16 protein-coding genes are annotated in these 15,982 nt (G+C 35.6%); 14 read left to right on the forward strand and 2 right to left on the reverse strand.

Translation table 11 applies throughout. The features are described 5' to 3' along the window. Positions 1-1,173 (forward strand): glycoside hydrolase family 3 protein, encoded by a 1,173-nt coding sequence (locus RU96_RS09695; RefSeq protein WP_071865337.1) that lies wholly within the window; start codon positions 1-3, stop codon positions 1,171-1,173. A gap of 85 nt (positions 1,174-1,258) precedes the next feature. Here RU96_RS09695 and RU96_RS09700 read toward each other — a convergent pair whose 3' ends face one another. Then, complete coding sequence (locus tag RU96_RS09700) at positions 1,259-3,016, reverse strand: ABC transporter ATP-binding protein (protein WP_071865338.1); 1,758 nt, start codon at positions 3,014-3,016, stop codon at positions 1,259-1,261. A gap of 1 nt (position 3,017) precedes the next feature. Further along, a complete protein-coding gene (locus tag RU96_RS09705; protein ID WP_071865339.1) occupies positions 3,018-4,757 on the reverse strand; it encodes an ABC transporter ATP-binding protein in 1,740 nt (579 codons plus the stop codon). A gap of 225 nt (positions 4,758-4,982) precedes the next feature. On the opposite strand from RU96_RS09705, the gene RU96_RS09710 reads away from it, so the two are divergent. The 13 genes from RU96_RS09710 (at position 4,983) to RU96_RS09765 (ending at position 15,971) form a co-directional block, all read left to right on the forward strand. Beyond that, positions 4,983-5,753: a putative ABC transporter permease gene (locus RU96_RS09710; RefSeq protein ID WP_071865340.1), complete on the forward strand. Its 771-nt coding sequence runs from the start codon at positions 4,983-4,985 to the stop codon at positions 5,751-5,753. Between the two features lie 210 nt (positions 5,754-5,963). Further along, entirely contained in the window at positions 5,964-7,172 is a 1,209-nt protein-coding gene (locus RU96_RS09715) for a 3D domain-containing protein (protein WP_071865341.1), read from the forward strand. A 494-nt stretch (positions 7,173-7,666) separates the two neighbouring features. Next, the gene (locus tag RU96_RS13535; protein WP_379923987.1) at positions 7,667-7,798 is read left to right on the forward strand and encodes a hypothetical protein; all 132 of its coding nucleotides are present in this window, start codon (positions 7,667-7,669) and stop codon (positions 7,796-7,798) included. Continuing rightward, entirely contained in the window at positions 7,768-8,385 is a 618-nt protein-coding gene (locus tag RU96_RS09720; RefSeq protein WP_379923991.1) for a sugar transferase, read from the forward strand. Before RU96_RS13535 ends, RU96_RS09720 begins: the two co-directional genes overlap by 31 nt. Positions 8,386-8,597: 212 nt before the next feature. Next, entirely contained in the window at positions 8,598-9,506 is a 909-nt protein-coding gene (locus tag RU96_RS09725; protein ID WP_071865342.1) for a hypothetical protein, read from the forward strand. Positions 9,507-9,520: 14 nt separating this feature from the next. Continuing rightward, entirely contained in the window at positions 9,521-10,453 is a 933-nt protein-coding gene (locus RU96_RS09730) for an LCP family glycopolymer transferase (RefSeq protein WP_071865343.1), read from the forward strand. A gap of 16 nt (positions 10,454-10,469) precedes the next feature. Beyond that, the gene (locus RU96_RS09735) at positions 10,470-11,264 is read left to right on the forward strand and encodes a YveK family protein (RefSeq protein ID WP_071865344.1); all 795 of its coding nucleotides are present in this window, start codon (positions 10,470-10,472) and stop codon (positions 11,262-11,264) included. Between the two features lie 11 nt (positions 11,265-11,275). Next, a complete protein-coding gene (locus tag RU96_RS09740) occupies positions 11,276-11,983 on the forward strand; it encodes a CpsD/CapB family tyrosine-protein kinase (protein ID WP_071865345.1) in 708 nt (235 codons plus the stop codon). 19 nt (positions 11,984-12,002) lie between these two features. Beyond that, positions 12,003-12,767 carry a tyrosine-protein phosphatase gene (locus tag RU96_RS09745; RefSeq protein ID WP_071865346.1) on the forward strand — a complete coding sequence of 255 codons (765 nt, stop codon included), beginning with the start codon at positions 12,003-12,005 and terminating at the stop codon, positions 12,765-12,767. Positions 12,768-12,807: 40 nt separating this feature from the next. Continuing rightward, positions 12,808-13,257 (forward strand): PssD/Cps14F family polysaccharide biosynthesis glycosyltransferase, encoded by a 450-nt coding sequence (gene pssD, locus RU96_RS09750; protein ID WP_071865347.1) that lies wholly within the window; start codon positions 12,808-12,810, stop codon positions 13,255-13,257. Continuing rightward, positions 13,257-13,751, forward strand: a complete 495-nt coding sequence (gene pssE, locus RU96_RS09755) for a PssE/Cps14G family polysaccharide biosynthesis glycosyltransferase (RefSeq protein ID WP_071865348.1) — start codon at positions 13,257-13,259, stop codon at positions 13,749-13,751. Before pssD ends, pssE begins: the two co-directional genes overlap by 1 nt. Then, on the forward strand, positions 13,748-14,881 hold the full coding sequence (locus RU96_RS09760; protein ID WP_071865349.1) for a polysaccharide pyruvyl transferase family protein: 1,134 nt from the start codon (positions 13,748-13,750) through the stop codon (positions 14,879-14,881). The genes pssE and RU96_RS09760 overlap by 4 nt, the downstream gene beginning before the upstream one ends. A 139-nt stretch (positions 14,882-15,020) precedes the next feature. After that, a complete protein-coding gene (locus RU96_RS09765; protein ID WP_211269910.1) occupies positions 15,021-15,971 on the forward strand; it encodes a glycosyltransferase family 2 protein in 951 nt (316 codons plus the stop codon). Positions 15,972-15,982 lie beyond the last annotated feature (11 nt).

Below are 15,982 nucleotides of genomic sequence, written 5' to 3' on the forward strand. Positions count from 1 at the left end.
ATGAAGAAGTTTTTAATGATACTATTAACTGCAACTGTTTTAGTTTTGGGCGGATTTTTTATCCTAAATTTATTTTTTGATTTTACTAATGATAAAAATGAGGAAAAACAGACGGCACAAACGAATCAAAGTGAAGTAAAAGAAAGTACAACTGCTAGTAGTGAAGTCCATGATACAATAGAAGATACATTAGAAAAGATGACGGTAGCTGAAAAAGTGGGCCAATTATTTTTTGTGCGGGTTCCAGAAGTAAACCAAATTGAAGATATTAAAACGTATCATTTGGGTGGCTACGTTCTTTTTGGACGCGATATGGAAAATGAAACGAAAGAAAGCTTAACGACAAAAATAAAAAGTTACCAAAGTGCTAGTAAAATTCCATTGTTGATTGGTTCTGATGAAGAAGGAGGCACGGTTACTCGCCTCAGTCAGAATCCGAATTTAGTTTCGTCTCCTTTTGCTTCACCCCAAGCGCTTTATGCAGCTGGTGGTTTTGCTGCGATTAAATCAGATACCATTAGTAAAGCAAAAATTTTACGCGAATTTGGCATTAATGCTGGTTTATTTCCAATCGCAGACGTGGCAACAGATCCCAATGCTTTTATTTACGATCGTACAATTGGTTTAGATGCGGCCGGTACAAGTGAATATGTAACCACAGTAGTGAAAGCATTAGCGACAGAAAAAAGCGGTTCGACCTTAAAACATTTTCCCGGTTATGGGAATAATCGTGATTCCCATGTTGAAATTGTCCGCGATACTCGCACTTTAAAAGAATTACGCCAAACAGACTTTCTACCTTTTAAAGCGGGCATCAAAGCAGGAGCAGACAGTGTCCTGGTTTCCCATAATATTATTGATAGCATCGATCAAACAAAACCTGCCTCGATTTCAAAGGCAGTCCATGATGTGTTGCGGCATGAGTTGGGCTTTAAAGGGGTTATTATGACTGATGATATGGATATGGCGGGATTAGCAGATTTCATTTCACAAGAAGATGCAGGTCTTGCAGCCTTACAAGCGGGAAATGATTTAATCATGTCTTCTAGCTACCAAGTACAAATTCCGAGAATTTTAGCTGCTCTAAAAGCAGGAGAATATTCAGAAGAAGAGTTGGATACGGCAGTTAGCCGTGTTTTAACATGGAAACAAGAATTAGGTTTATTACCATAAAAAAATAACGAACACCGTTGACATTTTATTTTAATGCCAATGGTGTTCGTTTTTTTATTTAATTGAGGATAGTCGAAAAATTCTTTTAAGATTGTTCAAATTGGGCGTGATAAAGTTCAGCATAATATCCGTTTTGAGCTAAGAGACTTTCGTGAGTTCCTTGTTCAACAATTTGTCCGTGATCCATTACGAGAATTTTATCGGCGGCTTGAATTGTAGCTAAACGATGGGCAATAACAAAGCTAGTTTTCCCTTTCATCATCGCCAAAAAGGCGGCTTGAATTTTGCGTTCGGTTAGTGTATCCACTGAACTAGTGGCTTCGTCTAAAATAAGCAGATGCGGCTGCGAGATCATCGTGCGGGCAATCGTTAGTAATTGTCTTTGTCCTGCCGAGATTTTCACACCACTTGTGCCAATAATGGTATCAAGCTTTTGGGGTAAACGACTAACATAGTCATACATATAGGTTTTCTTTAATGCATCATAAATTAATTCATCGCTAGCAGTCGGGTTACCATAAGTCAGGTTTTCCCGCAAACTGGCATCAAAAAGCCACGTATCTTGTAAAACCATCCCAAAACTTTGGCGTAAACTATCCCGTGTCAACTGGCGAATATCGTAACCATCTAAAGTGATTTTTCCGGCATCAACTTCATAAAAGCGCATTAAAAGATTGACTAAGGTAGATTTTCCAGCACCGGTTTTTCCGACAATGGCGACTGTTTCCCCAGGAGCAGCTTTAAAGTTAAAATCACGAATTAAAGGTTGTGCTTTGGTATAACTAAAATCAACTTGTTCAAAAGAAACGGCACCTTTGACATTTTCTAACGTAATAGCATCTGGGGCATCTGGGGTTTCAACTTTTTGGTCTAAGATTTCAAAAGTTCGGTTCAAACCAGCAATGGCTGTTTGAATTTGCGTAGTAATGCCAGAAAGTTCAATAAAAGGTTTAGTAAATTGGCTAGCATAAATGGTAAAACTCGAAATTACGCCGACTGTGACTAATTCACTTCCATTTAAAACGAGCAGTCCTCCGACAAAACCTACCGCTAAATAAGCTAGGTGGTCAACAAAACGCGACATCGGATTAGTCAAAGAAGAAGAAAACTGTGCTTTTTGTCCTCTAACGTTTAATTCTTGGTTGAGAACTTCAAATTTAGATTGGTTGACAGCTTCTTGCTGAAAGGCTTTGACAATTTTTTGATTGCCAACCATTTCGGTGACAAAACCCGAAATATCCCCGACAATTTCTTGTTGGCGGGCAAAGTTTGCCTGAGAGCGGGTCGCAACTAACCAACTGACTAAAAAGATAATTGGAGTCGCAATTAAAACGACTAATGTCAAGATTACATTTAGACGTAACATGACGATAAATGCGATTATCACCACCGAGACGCCGGAAAAAACTTGGTTAAAGACAGCAGCTACAGCTACAGCAATATTATCCATATCATTGGTAAAACGACTCACAATATTTCCGTGAGGTGTTTGATCGTAATAACTTAAAGGTAACTTGTTTAAATGAATAAAGGCATCTTTACGTAATTGACCAGCCGAATAATAGGCAATTTTATTAGACAAACGTTGAATAAACAATTGACTAAAGACAGTCAATAAAACGACACTGGCAAAGAGTAATAAGATATGATACAAACTGGTAAAATTCACTTGATTTTTGCCTAGCATTTGATCGACAGCTTGCCCGATTTGATAGGTGATATATACACTGGTTCCACCAGCTACAATTCCTAATATGACGGCAAGTAAAATTTCTTTTTTAAAAGAGAAGAGGTAAGGGTTAAATCGTTTTATTACGGACCAGTCTACTTTTTTTGGTTTCATGCTATGCTGACACCTCCTCTTGCGATTGAACAATCGCTTGATATTCAGGACAAGTCGCCATTAGCGTTTGGTGGCTACCGAGTCCAACTTGTTTGCCGGCATCCAGTACTAGAATTTGTTTGGCTTCTTGGATTGAGCGTACTCGTTGTGAAATAATAATTAAAGTTCCATCTAATTCTTTTTGTAAGGCTTGTCGTAAGTCTAAATCTGTTTTGTAATCAAGGGCACTTAAGGAATCATCTAAAATTAAGATACGCGGTTTAGCGATGACTGCCCGGGCAATAGTCAGACGTTGTTTTTGACCACCAGAAAAATTTTTCCCACCTTCAAAAATTGGTGTCTCTAATCCTTGCGGTAATGCGGCTACAAAATCTTTTGCTTGCGCTAAACTCAAAGCGGCCCAACATTCTGCATCAGTGGCGTCTTTTTTACCCCACTGGAGATTTTCTTTAATCGTGCCGGTAAATAAAACTGCTGTCTGAGGAACCATCGTAATTTCAGCGCGCAATTTTTCTAAAGGCCATTTTCGCACATCGACACCATCAACGATTACACTACCTGCAGCCACATCGTAAAATCTGGGGATAAGTTGTGACAAAGCAGATTTGCCACTACCAGTAGGACCGATAATTCCTAAAGTCGTACCAGGAGCAACTTTAAAATCAATATCTTTTAAAACCAAACCAAATTGAGGCGCAAAGCGAAAAGAAACGTGTTGGAAAGCAATCGCTCCTTTTTTAGCCGTTGTCAGAGGAGGAAAACTTGCGTCATCTAAATTTTCTTTTGAATTGGTAATAGTTGGTGTTGTTTCTAAGACCTCGTTGACACGATTTGCAGAGGCAGCTGCCCGAGTGAAGATAATTACTAAATTTGAAACAACAATTAAAGCCAACAGCATTTGGTTCATATAATTAACTAACGCCAAAATTTGCCCCTGTTGTAGCTGACCGACATTTACTTTAAAGCCACCAAGATAAAAGAGAACTAAAATTCCAATATTCATAATAAAAGTTGTTGCCGGTGTTAAAAGAGCAGAAATATTTGTCACCCGCACGTAAACATCGGATAAATCATCAGTACGCTGAGAAAAACGCTCAATTTCAGTTTTCCGTCGTGAAAATGCACGAATTACCCGCACACCACTTAAATTTTGGCCAACCAATTCGTTAATCACGTCTAGTTTTTGTTGGACTTTTTGGTACAAAGGAACGGTTGTTTTAATAATGAAAAATAAAATCAAACAAAAAAGCGGTAATGTAATTAAGAAAATAACGCCGGCTTGCGAATCAATCATAAAGGCCATAATAACTGCGCCAATACTTAGAAAAGGGGCGCGAACCACTAAACGGATGAGCATCGCCAGTGCTAATTGCAACTGATTGATATCACTGGTCATACGCGTAATCAGCGTATCTGTCCCAAATAAATTTAATTCCGTATGGGAAAAACTGTTGATCTTTTTCAAGACCTGATTACGTAGCTCAGTCCCGAAATTTTGTGAGGCCACAGAAGCATAATATTGGCAGATGACCGCGCACAAAAGACCAACAAGGGACATTAGTATCATCCAGCCTGTCATTTGCCAGACGACTTTACTATTGTTTTGCCGAATTCCTTGATCGACTAATTGGGCCATTAAAAGTGGAAGAATTAGTTCAAAAACAGCTTCTAAAAATTTGAAAAATGGTCCTAAGATAATTTGTTTACGATATTTTTTGGCGTACACCAATAATTTAAACATAAAAAAACTCCAATCTTTCTGGCGAGTGAGGCGGTTAATAGTGCAAAACTGCTTATTGTGTGTCTATTGCCAGAGTTTTACTCCTTTTCTTATTGTAACCTAGGAGTGAAATGGTGAAAAGCGAGGCCTTTTAAACAATAAAGTAGGCAAAGTTTGATACAATGAAAGTAATTTAGAAATTATTCAAAATATTTTGCAGTAAAATGGTTAAAGAGGTGATTTAGCTTGCAAGAGTTTATTACAGTAGTGCTTTTATTCTTTTGTTATTCTTTTATCGGGTGGTTATGGGAAACGATCTTTTGTTCCATTAAAGCCAAAAAATTTGTATATCGAGGCTTTTTGATGGGGCCAATCACGCCAATTTATGGTTTTGGTATTTTAATGGTCTTGTATTTTTTACGTCCCTTCCATAATAATTTACTACTATTATATATCTTCGCTGCTGTGCTGGTAACAATTTTGGAATATGTCACCAGTTATGGCTTAGAAAAATTATTTCATGCTTCGTGGTGGGATTATCATGATGTTCCTTTAAATATTAACGGCCGTGTCGCAATCCCCGTTTCTTTGTTTTGGGGCATAGGTTGTGTCTTGATTGTAAAAGTCGTTCATCCGCGGGTGATGTTAGGGGTGAATTGGTTAGCCATGCATTTTGGTTTTTATCTACCGGTCATCTTAATTGCGATTATGATGTTTGATCTGGGCTATACACTAGCCAACTTAGCTTCTTTCCAAAGCATGACCAAAAAAATTGCAACAGAACTCGATCAGCGTAAAGAAGAGTTAAAAGATAGCTTTGACGAGAAAAAAGATGAAGTCCAACAACGTTTAGCACTAACGCAATACTTTAAAGATCACCCTGAGGCGGAAAATGCCTTGCCTCGTCTGAATTTTCATCAAAGAAGACTACTAAAAAACTTTAATCGGTTGAAATTAGACAATGTCAAAAGTTTGGAAAACGTCCGTCAGTACGTCACCAATCGTAAAAAAAATTAGTCATATATTACAAAAATATTACGAAAAAACAAAGCGAGCAAAGACCAATACTTTGCTCGCTTTGTCGTGAAAAAAACTTTTTACCAAGCGCTAATTTTCATTTACTAACACAGCGCCTGTAACAAATTGTAATCTAACTGAAATGGTACATACACCTTTCCTTTGTATAATAAGTGACGTTGGAGATTAGAAAAGAAAGGTGTGGATTTTGTGAAAGCAAAAAAATTGGTGACAGTTTTGACAGCTGTTGTAGCTATCAATCTTGTTAGTCCGGTATTTGCTGCTGCGGAATCATTGGACTCGTTAAACGAACAAGAGTCAACTATCACACGTCAAAGTAACCAAATCAGCGCCGAGGTACAAATGGCCTTAAACGACGTGAATGACAAATATGATCAAGTAGAGAAAACAAAAGCGGAAATCGCAGAAAACGAAGCAACTTTACAAAAAGCACAAAAAGATATTGAAGCAACTAAAGCAAATATCGCAAAGCGTAAAGAAGTGATGGCACAACGCTTGAAAGAAATTCAAGTAAACGGAGGAGCAGAACGCGATTGGTCTGTTTTACTGGATGCCAAGAATCTACAAGAATTTATTAATCGTGCTTATGCTATGACCTTATTACAAAATGCTCAAAAGCAAAAAGTGGCCGATTTAAATATTGAAAAAGAAAAACTAGAAAAGCTTGAAGCAACTGTTCAAAAAACAACTACCAGCTTAAAAGAAAATAAAGTAAATCTAGAGACAGAAGCTAGTGAACTCGACGGCAAAATTGCTAACTTAAAACAACAATTAGCAGATAATCAAAGTACATTACAAAAAATTGCCCAAAGTAAAGAAGTCGAAACCGCACGCTTAGCAGCTGAAAAAGCCGCAAAAGAAAAAGCTGCCGCTGAAAAAGCCGCCGCCGAAAAAGCGGCTAAAGAAGCCCAAGCTGCCCAAAAAGAAGCTGAAGCGGAAAAACCGACAAGTTCTACTAATAATAGTTCTAGCAATAGCTCTGGGGCTAATTCTGAATCTAGCACCAATAGCTCAAACAAACCAAATAATAATGGAAGTAATTCAAATTCCAATAATTCCGAATCAAATACGAATAACAACACCAATAATAATGGCGGTAACTCTAGTAGTGGTGGCCGAACTCTAATAATGGAGTCGACGGCTTACTCTTATGCAGAAGCTGGCGCAAGCTATTTAACAGCTAGTGGCACGGACTTGCGGGAAAATCCCCAAGCGGTGGCAGTGGATCCAAGCGTGATACCGCTAGGAACTGTAGTCGAAGTGCAAGGTTACGGTGTCGCATTAGCCTTAGATACAGGTGGCGCGATTAAAGGAAATATTATTGACGTTCATTTTCCTACTGTGGCGCAATGTACCAAATGGGGACGGCGTCAAGTTCAAGTAACAATTCGTGGGTGATGAGTGAAATGGTAATGACGCTATAAAATTGAATTTCTCATATAAGTTTAGAGTGAAAATGTATCCTATATGCATATAAGAGAAATGAATTTTATGGCGTCTTTTTATTGAATTGTATGTTCTTTAGAAAAAATTAAGAATAATTTTGTTATAAAACGACAATTAATAAAATTATGCATTTTTTATGAATTTTATGTAAATTAATCTCTTTTGTTGAATTTCAAAATATTTTTCAAATAAAAGCAATAGTATTTTTTTAATTGAATAAATAAAGACGCAAATTTAACATCCCATTTAGAAAATCAAAAATATTAATTTTTATAATAAATCCTAAGTGTTATAAAAAACATATCACCTTGTAGATTTTAGATGCCTATAGTATAGTTAGTAGTGTTTTGAGACGGAATTTCAATTATTACGTCTGCTCATTATAATTTTTTTGAGAGCTGTCAATACTTAAATAGTGTTATAAAAAGTTCTTAGGGGGGACTTCAGTGGAGAATCAAAAGAACGCTACAAGGGATATATCTGAAGGAATGAAGAAAATTGATATTGTGCCAGCTTTTTCACGACAGACAATATTAGATAGAAAAAAATTGAAAAACGATACATATTTAAAGGCATAAAACGTTCAATCGATATTATTGGGAGCATCGCTGGGTTAATCGTGTTGTCTCCATTATTACTTTTTGTTTCTTATAAAATTCGACAAGAAGAACCAGGGAGTCCCGTTTTTTTTAGTCAAGAACGAGTGGGCTTAAATGGGAAGAAATTTAAAATGTATAAATTTCGCTCTATGTGTGTAGATGCCGAAGAAAAATTAGCTGAATTATTGGATAAAAATGAAATTGAGGGTGCAATGTTTAAAATGAAAGATGACCCTCGTGTTACTAAGATTGGTAAAATTATTCGCTCTAAAAGTATTGATGAAATTCCACAACTATGGAATGTATTAAAAGGGGATATGAGTCTTATTGGACCACGTCCACCTCTAATTAGAGAGGTGGCAGAGTATACTTCTTATGATATGCAACGCCTTTTTGTGAAACCAGGTTGCTCTGGTTTGTGGCAGGTTAGTGGTAGAAATGATGTTGGGTTTAGTGAAATGGTAGAGCTTGATTTGGAGTATATTCAAAGCCAAAGTTTGATGAATGATTTTAAAATCATTTTTAAAACTATTTGGATTGTGATTAAACCAAACGGAGCATACTAGATTAGTAATGATTGATATTTTGGACGAGGAATCTGTAAATTTTGGTATTGCTAATTTTGAGTTGATATCCTTAGAGGTTGAAGCGTCCGTAGTAAAGGACGCTTTTTCAATTTATTTCTACTTTTCATTAGTGATTTAGTAACGTATAATAAGCTAGAACTTTTTAGCAATTATTTTTGCTATATCAAATCAAGAGTTAGGAGCGTGTGTCCATGGGTAACCCCCTTATTAAAACGATCGCAGTCGCAGCTGTGGGGATAGGAGCAGTGGCGATTTGTTTTGTCGGTTATCGTGAAAACAACAACAAACAATATCAACAAAAAGTTAGCTACGCAGAAACTGCTGTCAAAAAAGACGAACTTTCTATTAAAGAAGTAAACGAAGCAATCACTAAACTTTACACGAATCAGGATAAAGTGTTTTTGAAAAAAGATTTAACAGAAGCTGAGTTAACTCAGACAGGCGCCAGGTTAGATGGTGTGAAAGTTTCAGCAGAAGATTTTGGTATTGAAGATAAAGATATGCCGAAAAATATGAAAAATATTGCAAAAGAAAAAGAAACATTGAACAAGCAAATGGCGGATGCTGAAACAAAATTTGCTATTCAAAACAGCGTGAATGCGTTATTTGAAAAACCAGTTAGTGATTGGCAAAAAGCCAAAAATGACGTCACAATCAAAACTAAGTTGAAAGATACTGATGTCGGTGCCATTAGAGAACGCTTGGGCTTTGTGGACGAAAGTGACTGGACGAAGTTAGTTAAAACGTATTTATCTTATGCCGATGCTCAATTAAAACGGGTCGCAGAGATTAATCAATCACTGAATAGTATGTTAAAAGACGGAAAAGTCACAAATGCCGCAACTTATGACAAATATTTGAGTTTGGTTGAAAGCATTAGTCAAGTACGCAATAACAATTTAAAAACTGAATTCACTGAAAAAGCCAATACGATTTCAAACCAATTAGGGCTTGGTGCTAGCAATTCATCTGATTACTCAACTTCAAATGACAGTACTGACTATGGCACAGAAACACAAGATGCCATTACAGGTGAAAATTATACAGATTCAGAAGCAAATTATAGCGATAATTATGCTGAAACAGATACAGGTTATTAGAAAAGGAGAAGACAATGTCTAGAGGGAAGAAAATTGTTTTAGGAATCGTCGGCTTTATTGCGGTACTTACAATTGCAGCTGTTGGGATTGGTGCAAAAGTGTACTTAGACTTAAGTGGTTCTGTACAGAAAACTTATGAATCGGTGGAGCGTCAATTAGATACCAAACGTAAAGAAGAACAAGGGAAAGTTATTGCTGAAAAAAAACCATTTTCAGTTTTATTACTGGGAATTGATACTGGTGATTTAGGCCGAACAGAAGTAGGTCGTTCTGATACGATGATGGTTGGAGCCGTCAATGCTAGTGCTAAGAAGACCACAATTGTAAGCATCCCCCGTGATACATACGTCGATATCGTCGGCAAAGGAACCAAAGATAAAATTAATCACGCCTATGCTTTTGGTGGGGCGGGGATGTCAATGGATACCGTTGAAAAGTATCTAGATATTCCTATTGATCATTATGTTGCTATCAATATGAAAGGTCTAAAAGAACTTGTGGATGCAGTTGGGGGCATCACTGTAACAAATGATTTAAAGTTTGAAAATATGGGATATACTTTTACTTATGGCAAAAATGAATTGAATGGTGACAAAGCACTAGCATTTTCTCGTATGCGTTATGATGACCCAAGAGGAGACTATGGTCGCCAAGAACGGCAACGAAAAATCGTGGAAGGTGTGGCCAAAAAAATTCTGACTTTTGATGGTGCTACTCGCTACAAAGAATTACTAGATGCAATGGAAGGAAACATTAAAACCGACTTGAGCTTTGATGATATGAAAAAAATTGCTGCTGATTATCGTGGAGCGTTTACAACTATTCAACAAGATCAAATGCAAGGTGAAGGCTTCATGCAAGATGGTATTTCTTATCAACGGGTAAGTGAAACAGAATTAAATCGCGTACAAACCGAATTGAAAAAAACACTCGATGTAAATAATTAAAGAAAGTGGCGGAGAAATGGAAGAGACAATTAGTCTGAAACAAATTTTTGATATCTTACGAAAACATTTGGCTTCAATTTTTATTTGTAGTTTTGCAGGGTTAGCATTAGCTGGTATTGCAACATTTTTTATCATTACACCAAAGTATAGTTCACAAGCACAATTAATTGTGACGTTACCCCAAGGAGATGCTACAGCAAATCCCAATGACGTTAATACAAATTTACAGATGATTAATACTTATAAGGAATTGGTGACTGGTGATTTGGTAATTGACCAAGTGAAAGACCGTTTGGAATCTGAATACAATTTAGATATGACAACTACCCAAATTAAAAATGCGTTAGAAGTAATGCAACAACAGAATTCGTTAATGTTTTCAATTAAGGCAACAGACAGTAGTGCAATTAATGCTGAACATATCGCTAACACAACGTCACAAATTTTCCAAGAGACAGCTAAAGATGTGTTAGAAGTTAATAAAATTTCTATTATCTCAAAAGCAACTGCCAATATGGTGCCAGATTCTCCGAATAACAAAATGAACCTTGCAATTGGTCTTGTTTTAGGGGTGATGATTGGGATTGGTTTATCCTTCTTGTTAGAATTATTAGACAGAACAGTTAAAGAAGATAAGTTTATTACAGAAGATTTAGGTCTGACTATTTTAGGTACGGTGCCACAAATGAGTCAAAAAGAATTAGATGCAACGATTCAAAAGAAACCGTTAATTCCATCTTTTAAAAAGGCTAGTACAAATAATGATAGTAAAGAAAACAATGTGTCTCGGCGCAGCCGCTCACGTGTCTAAGGAGAGTAATCATGGCAAAAAAACATACAGAACGTAAAGGCACTCAAACTCACCCGGTGAGTTTAATTACTTTAGTTGATCCATCCTCACCAATTTCAGAACAATTTCGGACAATTCGAACTAATATTCAATTTGCTTCTTCTGCCGATCGTCAAATTAAAACAATCGTTATTACCTCTTCAGGTCCAGGAGAAGGCAAATCAACCAGTTCCGCAAATTTAGCAGTCGTTTTTGCTAAATCTGGCCAACGTGTTTTATTAGTGGATGCAGATATGCGTAAACCAACTGTATACAAAACTTTCAAATTAAATAATGAAGTGGGTTTGAGTACAGTTTTGAGCACACAAAAAAGTGTCTTAGAAGCTGCACAACAAACCACTGTTGAAAACTTGTCTGTATTAACTAGTGGTCCCAAGGCACCAAACCCTTCTGAATTATTAGGTTCTGCTCGCATGGACCAAGTGATTGACGAGGCCCGTAACTTATATGATATTGTCATTTTTGATATGCCGCCAGTAGTTGCAGTAACCGATGCGCAAATTATGGCTTCAAAAGCGGATGGTACAGTGCTGGTTATTCGTGAAAATGTATCTCGCAAAGAATCATTGATTAAAGCTCGTGATTTATTAAAAATGGTTGGTGCCCGGGTTTTAGGTGTAGTCTATAATGGCGCGCAACACACTAAAGATCAAGGTTATTATTATTACTATGGTAGTTAAATTTAAGGAGTGAGAAACGATGATTGATCTACATTGTCATATTTTACCCGGAATCGATGACGGGGCAGAAGATTTAGATTCAAGTATTGCCATGGCTGAAAAAGCAATCAGCCAAGGTATAACCCATATTCTTTGTACTCCCCATCATAATAACGGTAAATATACCAATCCAAAATCAGAAGTCGTTTCTCGTGTCTTGAATTTACAAGAGGAGCTAGATCGACGCAATTTGCCCTTAACAGTCTTAGAAGGTCAAGAAGTGCGGATTACAGGAGATTTAATGGAAGAAATCGCCAGTGGCCAGATTCTGTTTACTGATTTAGATGATACATATATATTAATTGAGTTTCCGACAATGGATATTCCAGCTTATACGGAAAATATATTTTTCCAATTACGTAGCATGGGAAAAATACCAGTGATTGTTCACCCAGAACGAAATGCTAAATTTCGTGAAGATCCCAATCGGTTAATTGAATATTTGGATATGGGGTGTTTGGCGCAACTAACTGCACCAAGTTATGTTGGCGTTTTTGGAAAATCAATTCAAAAAACAGCAAAAGAAATGGTTGAACACAATCTGGTGCAAATGGTTGCTTCTGATGCCCATGGGGTAAACAAACGTAATTTCTATATGAAAGAAGCCTATGAGGCGATTGCTAAAGATTTTGGTGAAGAAAAAGTTGTCGCAATGCAACAAGTGGCAAAAGACTTGTTAAATGGGGATCAAGTTGAAATGCCGGCGTATGCGGCGGTTAAAAAGAAAAAATTCGGGTTGTTTTGAAACAATGTGAGAAAAAATAAATTTACAGGGTGGTAATTTTTTGAAAGTTTGTTTGGTTGGGTCAAGCGGTGGACATTTAACACATCTCTATCTATTAAAACCTTTTTGGGAAAATGAAGAACGATTTTGGGTGACTTTTGATAAAACAGATGCAAAGAGTATCTTGAAAGGTGAAAAATTGTATCCTTGTTATTATCCAACTAATAGAAATATTAAAAACCTAATAAAAAATACTTTTTTAGCTATTAAAGTATTATACAAAGAAAGACCGGACTTGATAATTTCCTCAGGTGCTGCAGTAGCTGTTCCTTTTTTTTATTTTGGAAAGATTTTTGGTGCTAAAACAATATATATTGAAGTGTTTGATCGCATAGATAAACCAACAGTAACTGGCAAATTAGTTTATCCTGTTGCAGATAAGTTTATTGTTCAATGGGAAGAGATGAAAAAAGTTTATCCTAAAGCCATAAATCTAGGAGGAATTTTTTGATGATTTTTGTTACTGTTGGAACACATGAACAACCATTTGACCGTCTTGTCAAAGAAGTAGATTGTCTCGTTAAAAAAGGTGAAATACAAGAAGATGTGGTAGTACAGACGGGGTATAGCAATTATGAGCCTCAATATTGCAAATGGGAAAAATTTTTTTCATATGAAGAAATGGAACATTACATGAAAGTTGCCGATAAGGTTATTTGTCATGGAGGTCCATCAACGTTTATGAGTGCTATGAATGAGGGGAAAATTCCTATAGTAGTACCGCGACTTGAAAAATATGGTGAACATGTTAACAATCATCAACTGGATTTTGTAAAAGAGGTTAAAAATGCAGGGTACAAAGTTATAGTAGTTGAGGATGTTTCTAAACTTAATGTAATCATAAAAGAAAGTAAAGTTTTTTCCACAAAAATAGAATCAAATACTGAACATTTTAATAAACTACTAAAAAAAGAAATTGGAGAATTGTTAGGAGATTTTGGATGAAAAAAATCGGAATTATGTCTATGCAGAGAATTTATAATTATGGCTCCTTTCTGCAAGGATATGCATTAAAAAAAATGATTGAAAATATTAGTCCTGAGCATCAAGTAAGTTTTGTTGACTATCGTCCTGGAAATCCGCTTATTAAAACAAATAAAAAAGAAGCAACGGGGTTGAGAAGACAACTAGAGAAATTAAAAGAATATAATGATGTTAACGCATCTCTAAGAGATAAAATTCGTTTTTTTAATCATAAGCGCACATATGGAGCTAGATTTTTTCCATTATTGGGGATTGAAAATGAAAAAAATTATAATCCTAAATTAGATACTTTGGTTATTGGAAGTGATGAAGTCTTTAATTGCGTTCAAGCTAATACTAATGTTGGTTATACGCGTGATTTATTTGGACATAATATGCAAGCTAATAAAGTTGTCTCTTATGCTGGATCATTTGGAAATACCACTATTGAGAAGATAAATCATTACAAAATTGAAGATAGTCTAAAAGATGATTTTGCTAATTTTTCAGCGATATCTGTTAGAGATCAAAATTCAAAAAGTATTGTCCAATCTCTTGGAATTGAAGACGTTTCTATCAATGTAGATCCAGTTTTGGCCTATGATTATATGAATTTAGAAGAAAGAATACCAAATAAAAGACTACATAAAGAAAAGTATATGATCGCATACGGGTACTCTGGTAGATTTACGGATCAGGAAAATGAAAGTATAAAAAAATATGCTAAAGAAAATAAACTAAAAGTGTTGTGCTTTGGCGGTGTTCAGGGCTGTTGTGATGAATTTATTGATTGTACACCATTTGAACTTCTTGCATATTTCAGAGATGCGGAAGCCATTGTTACTGATACGTTCCATGGCACAATCTTTTCCATTATTAATAATCGACCATTCGCTACAATAATCCGGAAAAGTAAAGGCTCAGGCTACGGTAATGAAGAAAAACTTGGTTATTTACTTAAGGTTACCGAGACAACTTCGCAACGGGTAGATAATTTGACTTCGTCGAAGCTAATCGATGTTTTACAAAATAAAATTGCTTACGATGCTGTAAATAGTATTCTAAATGAAAAAAGAAAAACCACACGAGAATATTTAGAAAAAAATATATAGACTATAGAGAAGTTAATTGACTAGGTAGTTAAATATGAGTGTATAACTTAATATGACATGTTGCTTTTTTTGAAGTAGAAAGATTGGTGATGAGTATGGAAAAAAAGAAAAAGTTTCAATTATCATTCCTGTTTACAATGTGGAAAAATACTTTTCTAAGTGTATAGACTCAATTATCGGACAAAGTTATGAAAATCTTGAGATTATATTAATAAACGATGGATCTACGGATAAATCTGGTGAAATTGCTGATGAGTATGCGTTAAAAGATTCACGTATAAAAGTAATCCACAAAAAAAATGAAGGTGTTAGTGTAGCACGTAATACAGGTATTGAAGTTGCTACTGGAACTTATGTATGTTTTGTTGACAGCGATGATTATGTTATGGAAGACTACGTTCAGTATTTAGTAAATATGATTGAAAATTCAAACGCAGACATTTCATTAACAACTGAGATGTTTGGCAATTTCAACTTAGTACAGACAAAGAATATTAATGAAAAAACTGTAAGTGCTGAAGAAGCAACAACAATGATTTTACTTTATGATATACCTATTGGAGTTTATTGTAAGCTTTTTAGAAGGGAGTTCTTGCAAAAGAAAAATATTAAGTTTAATCAAAAACTTTTTATTGGTGAAGGGTTCAATTTTAATGTTGATGCTTTTCAAAGAGCAAATAGTGTGGTTGTTGGAAGTCGAAAAATATATTATTATCGCAGAGATAATGAAACGAGTGCAACAACAAAATTTTCGATTGAAAAATGGAAAAATGGAATTGAAGCTGTAAAAATGATAAAGAAAAATTTTCTTATTAATACACCTAAAGTAAATAAAGCATGGGAGTTTGCGTTTTGGCGTACTTGTTCTGATGTTTACGATATTATTGTGCTTGCAAAAGTTGAGAAAAAATATTCTAAATTTTATTTAGACATAAAAAATATCACGAAAAAGAGAGCATCAGTAGCTTTTTTTGTACCTACTGCTAAGCAACAAAAAATTCGTGCTCTAGTTTTTATGATATATCCAAAGTTAATTCCTATGCTCATGTTAAGAAGAAGAAGAAAATATAATATTACTGTTTCAAACTAGATTGAGAGGGG

The sequence above is a fragment of the Enterococcus canintestini genome (genome assembly GCF_001885735.1).
Taxonomy (GTDB): domain Bacteria; phylum Bacillota; class Bacilli; order Lactobacillales; family Enterococcaceae; genus Enterococcus_C; species Enterococcus_C canintestini.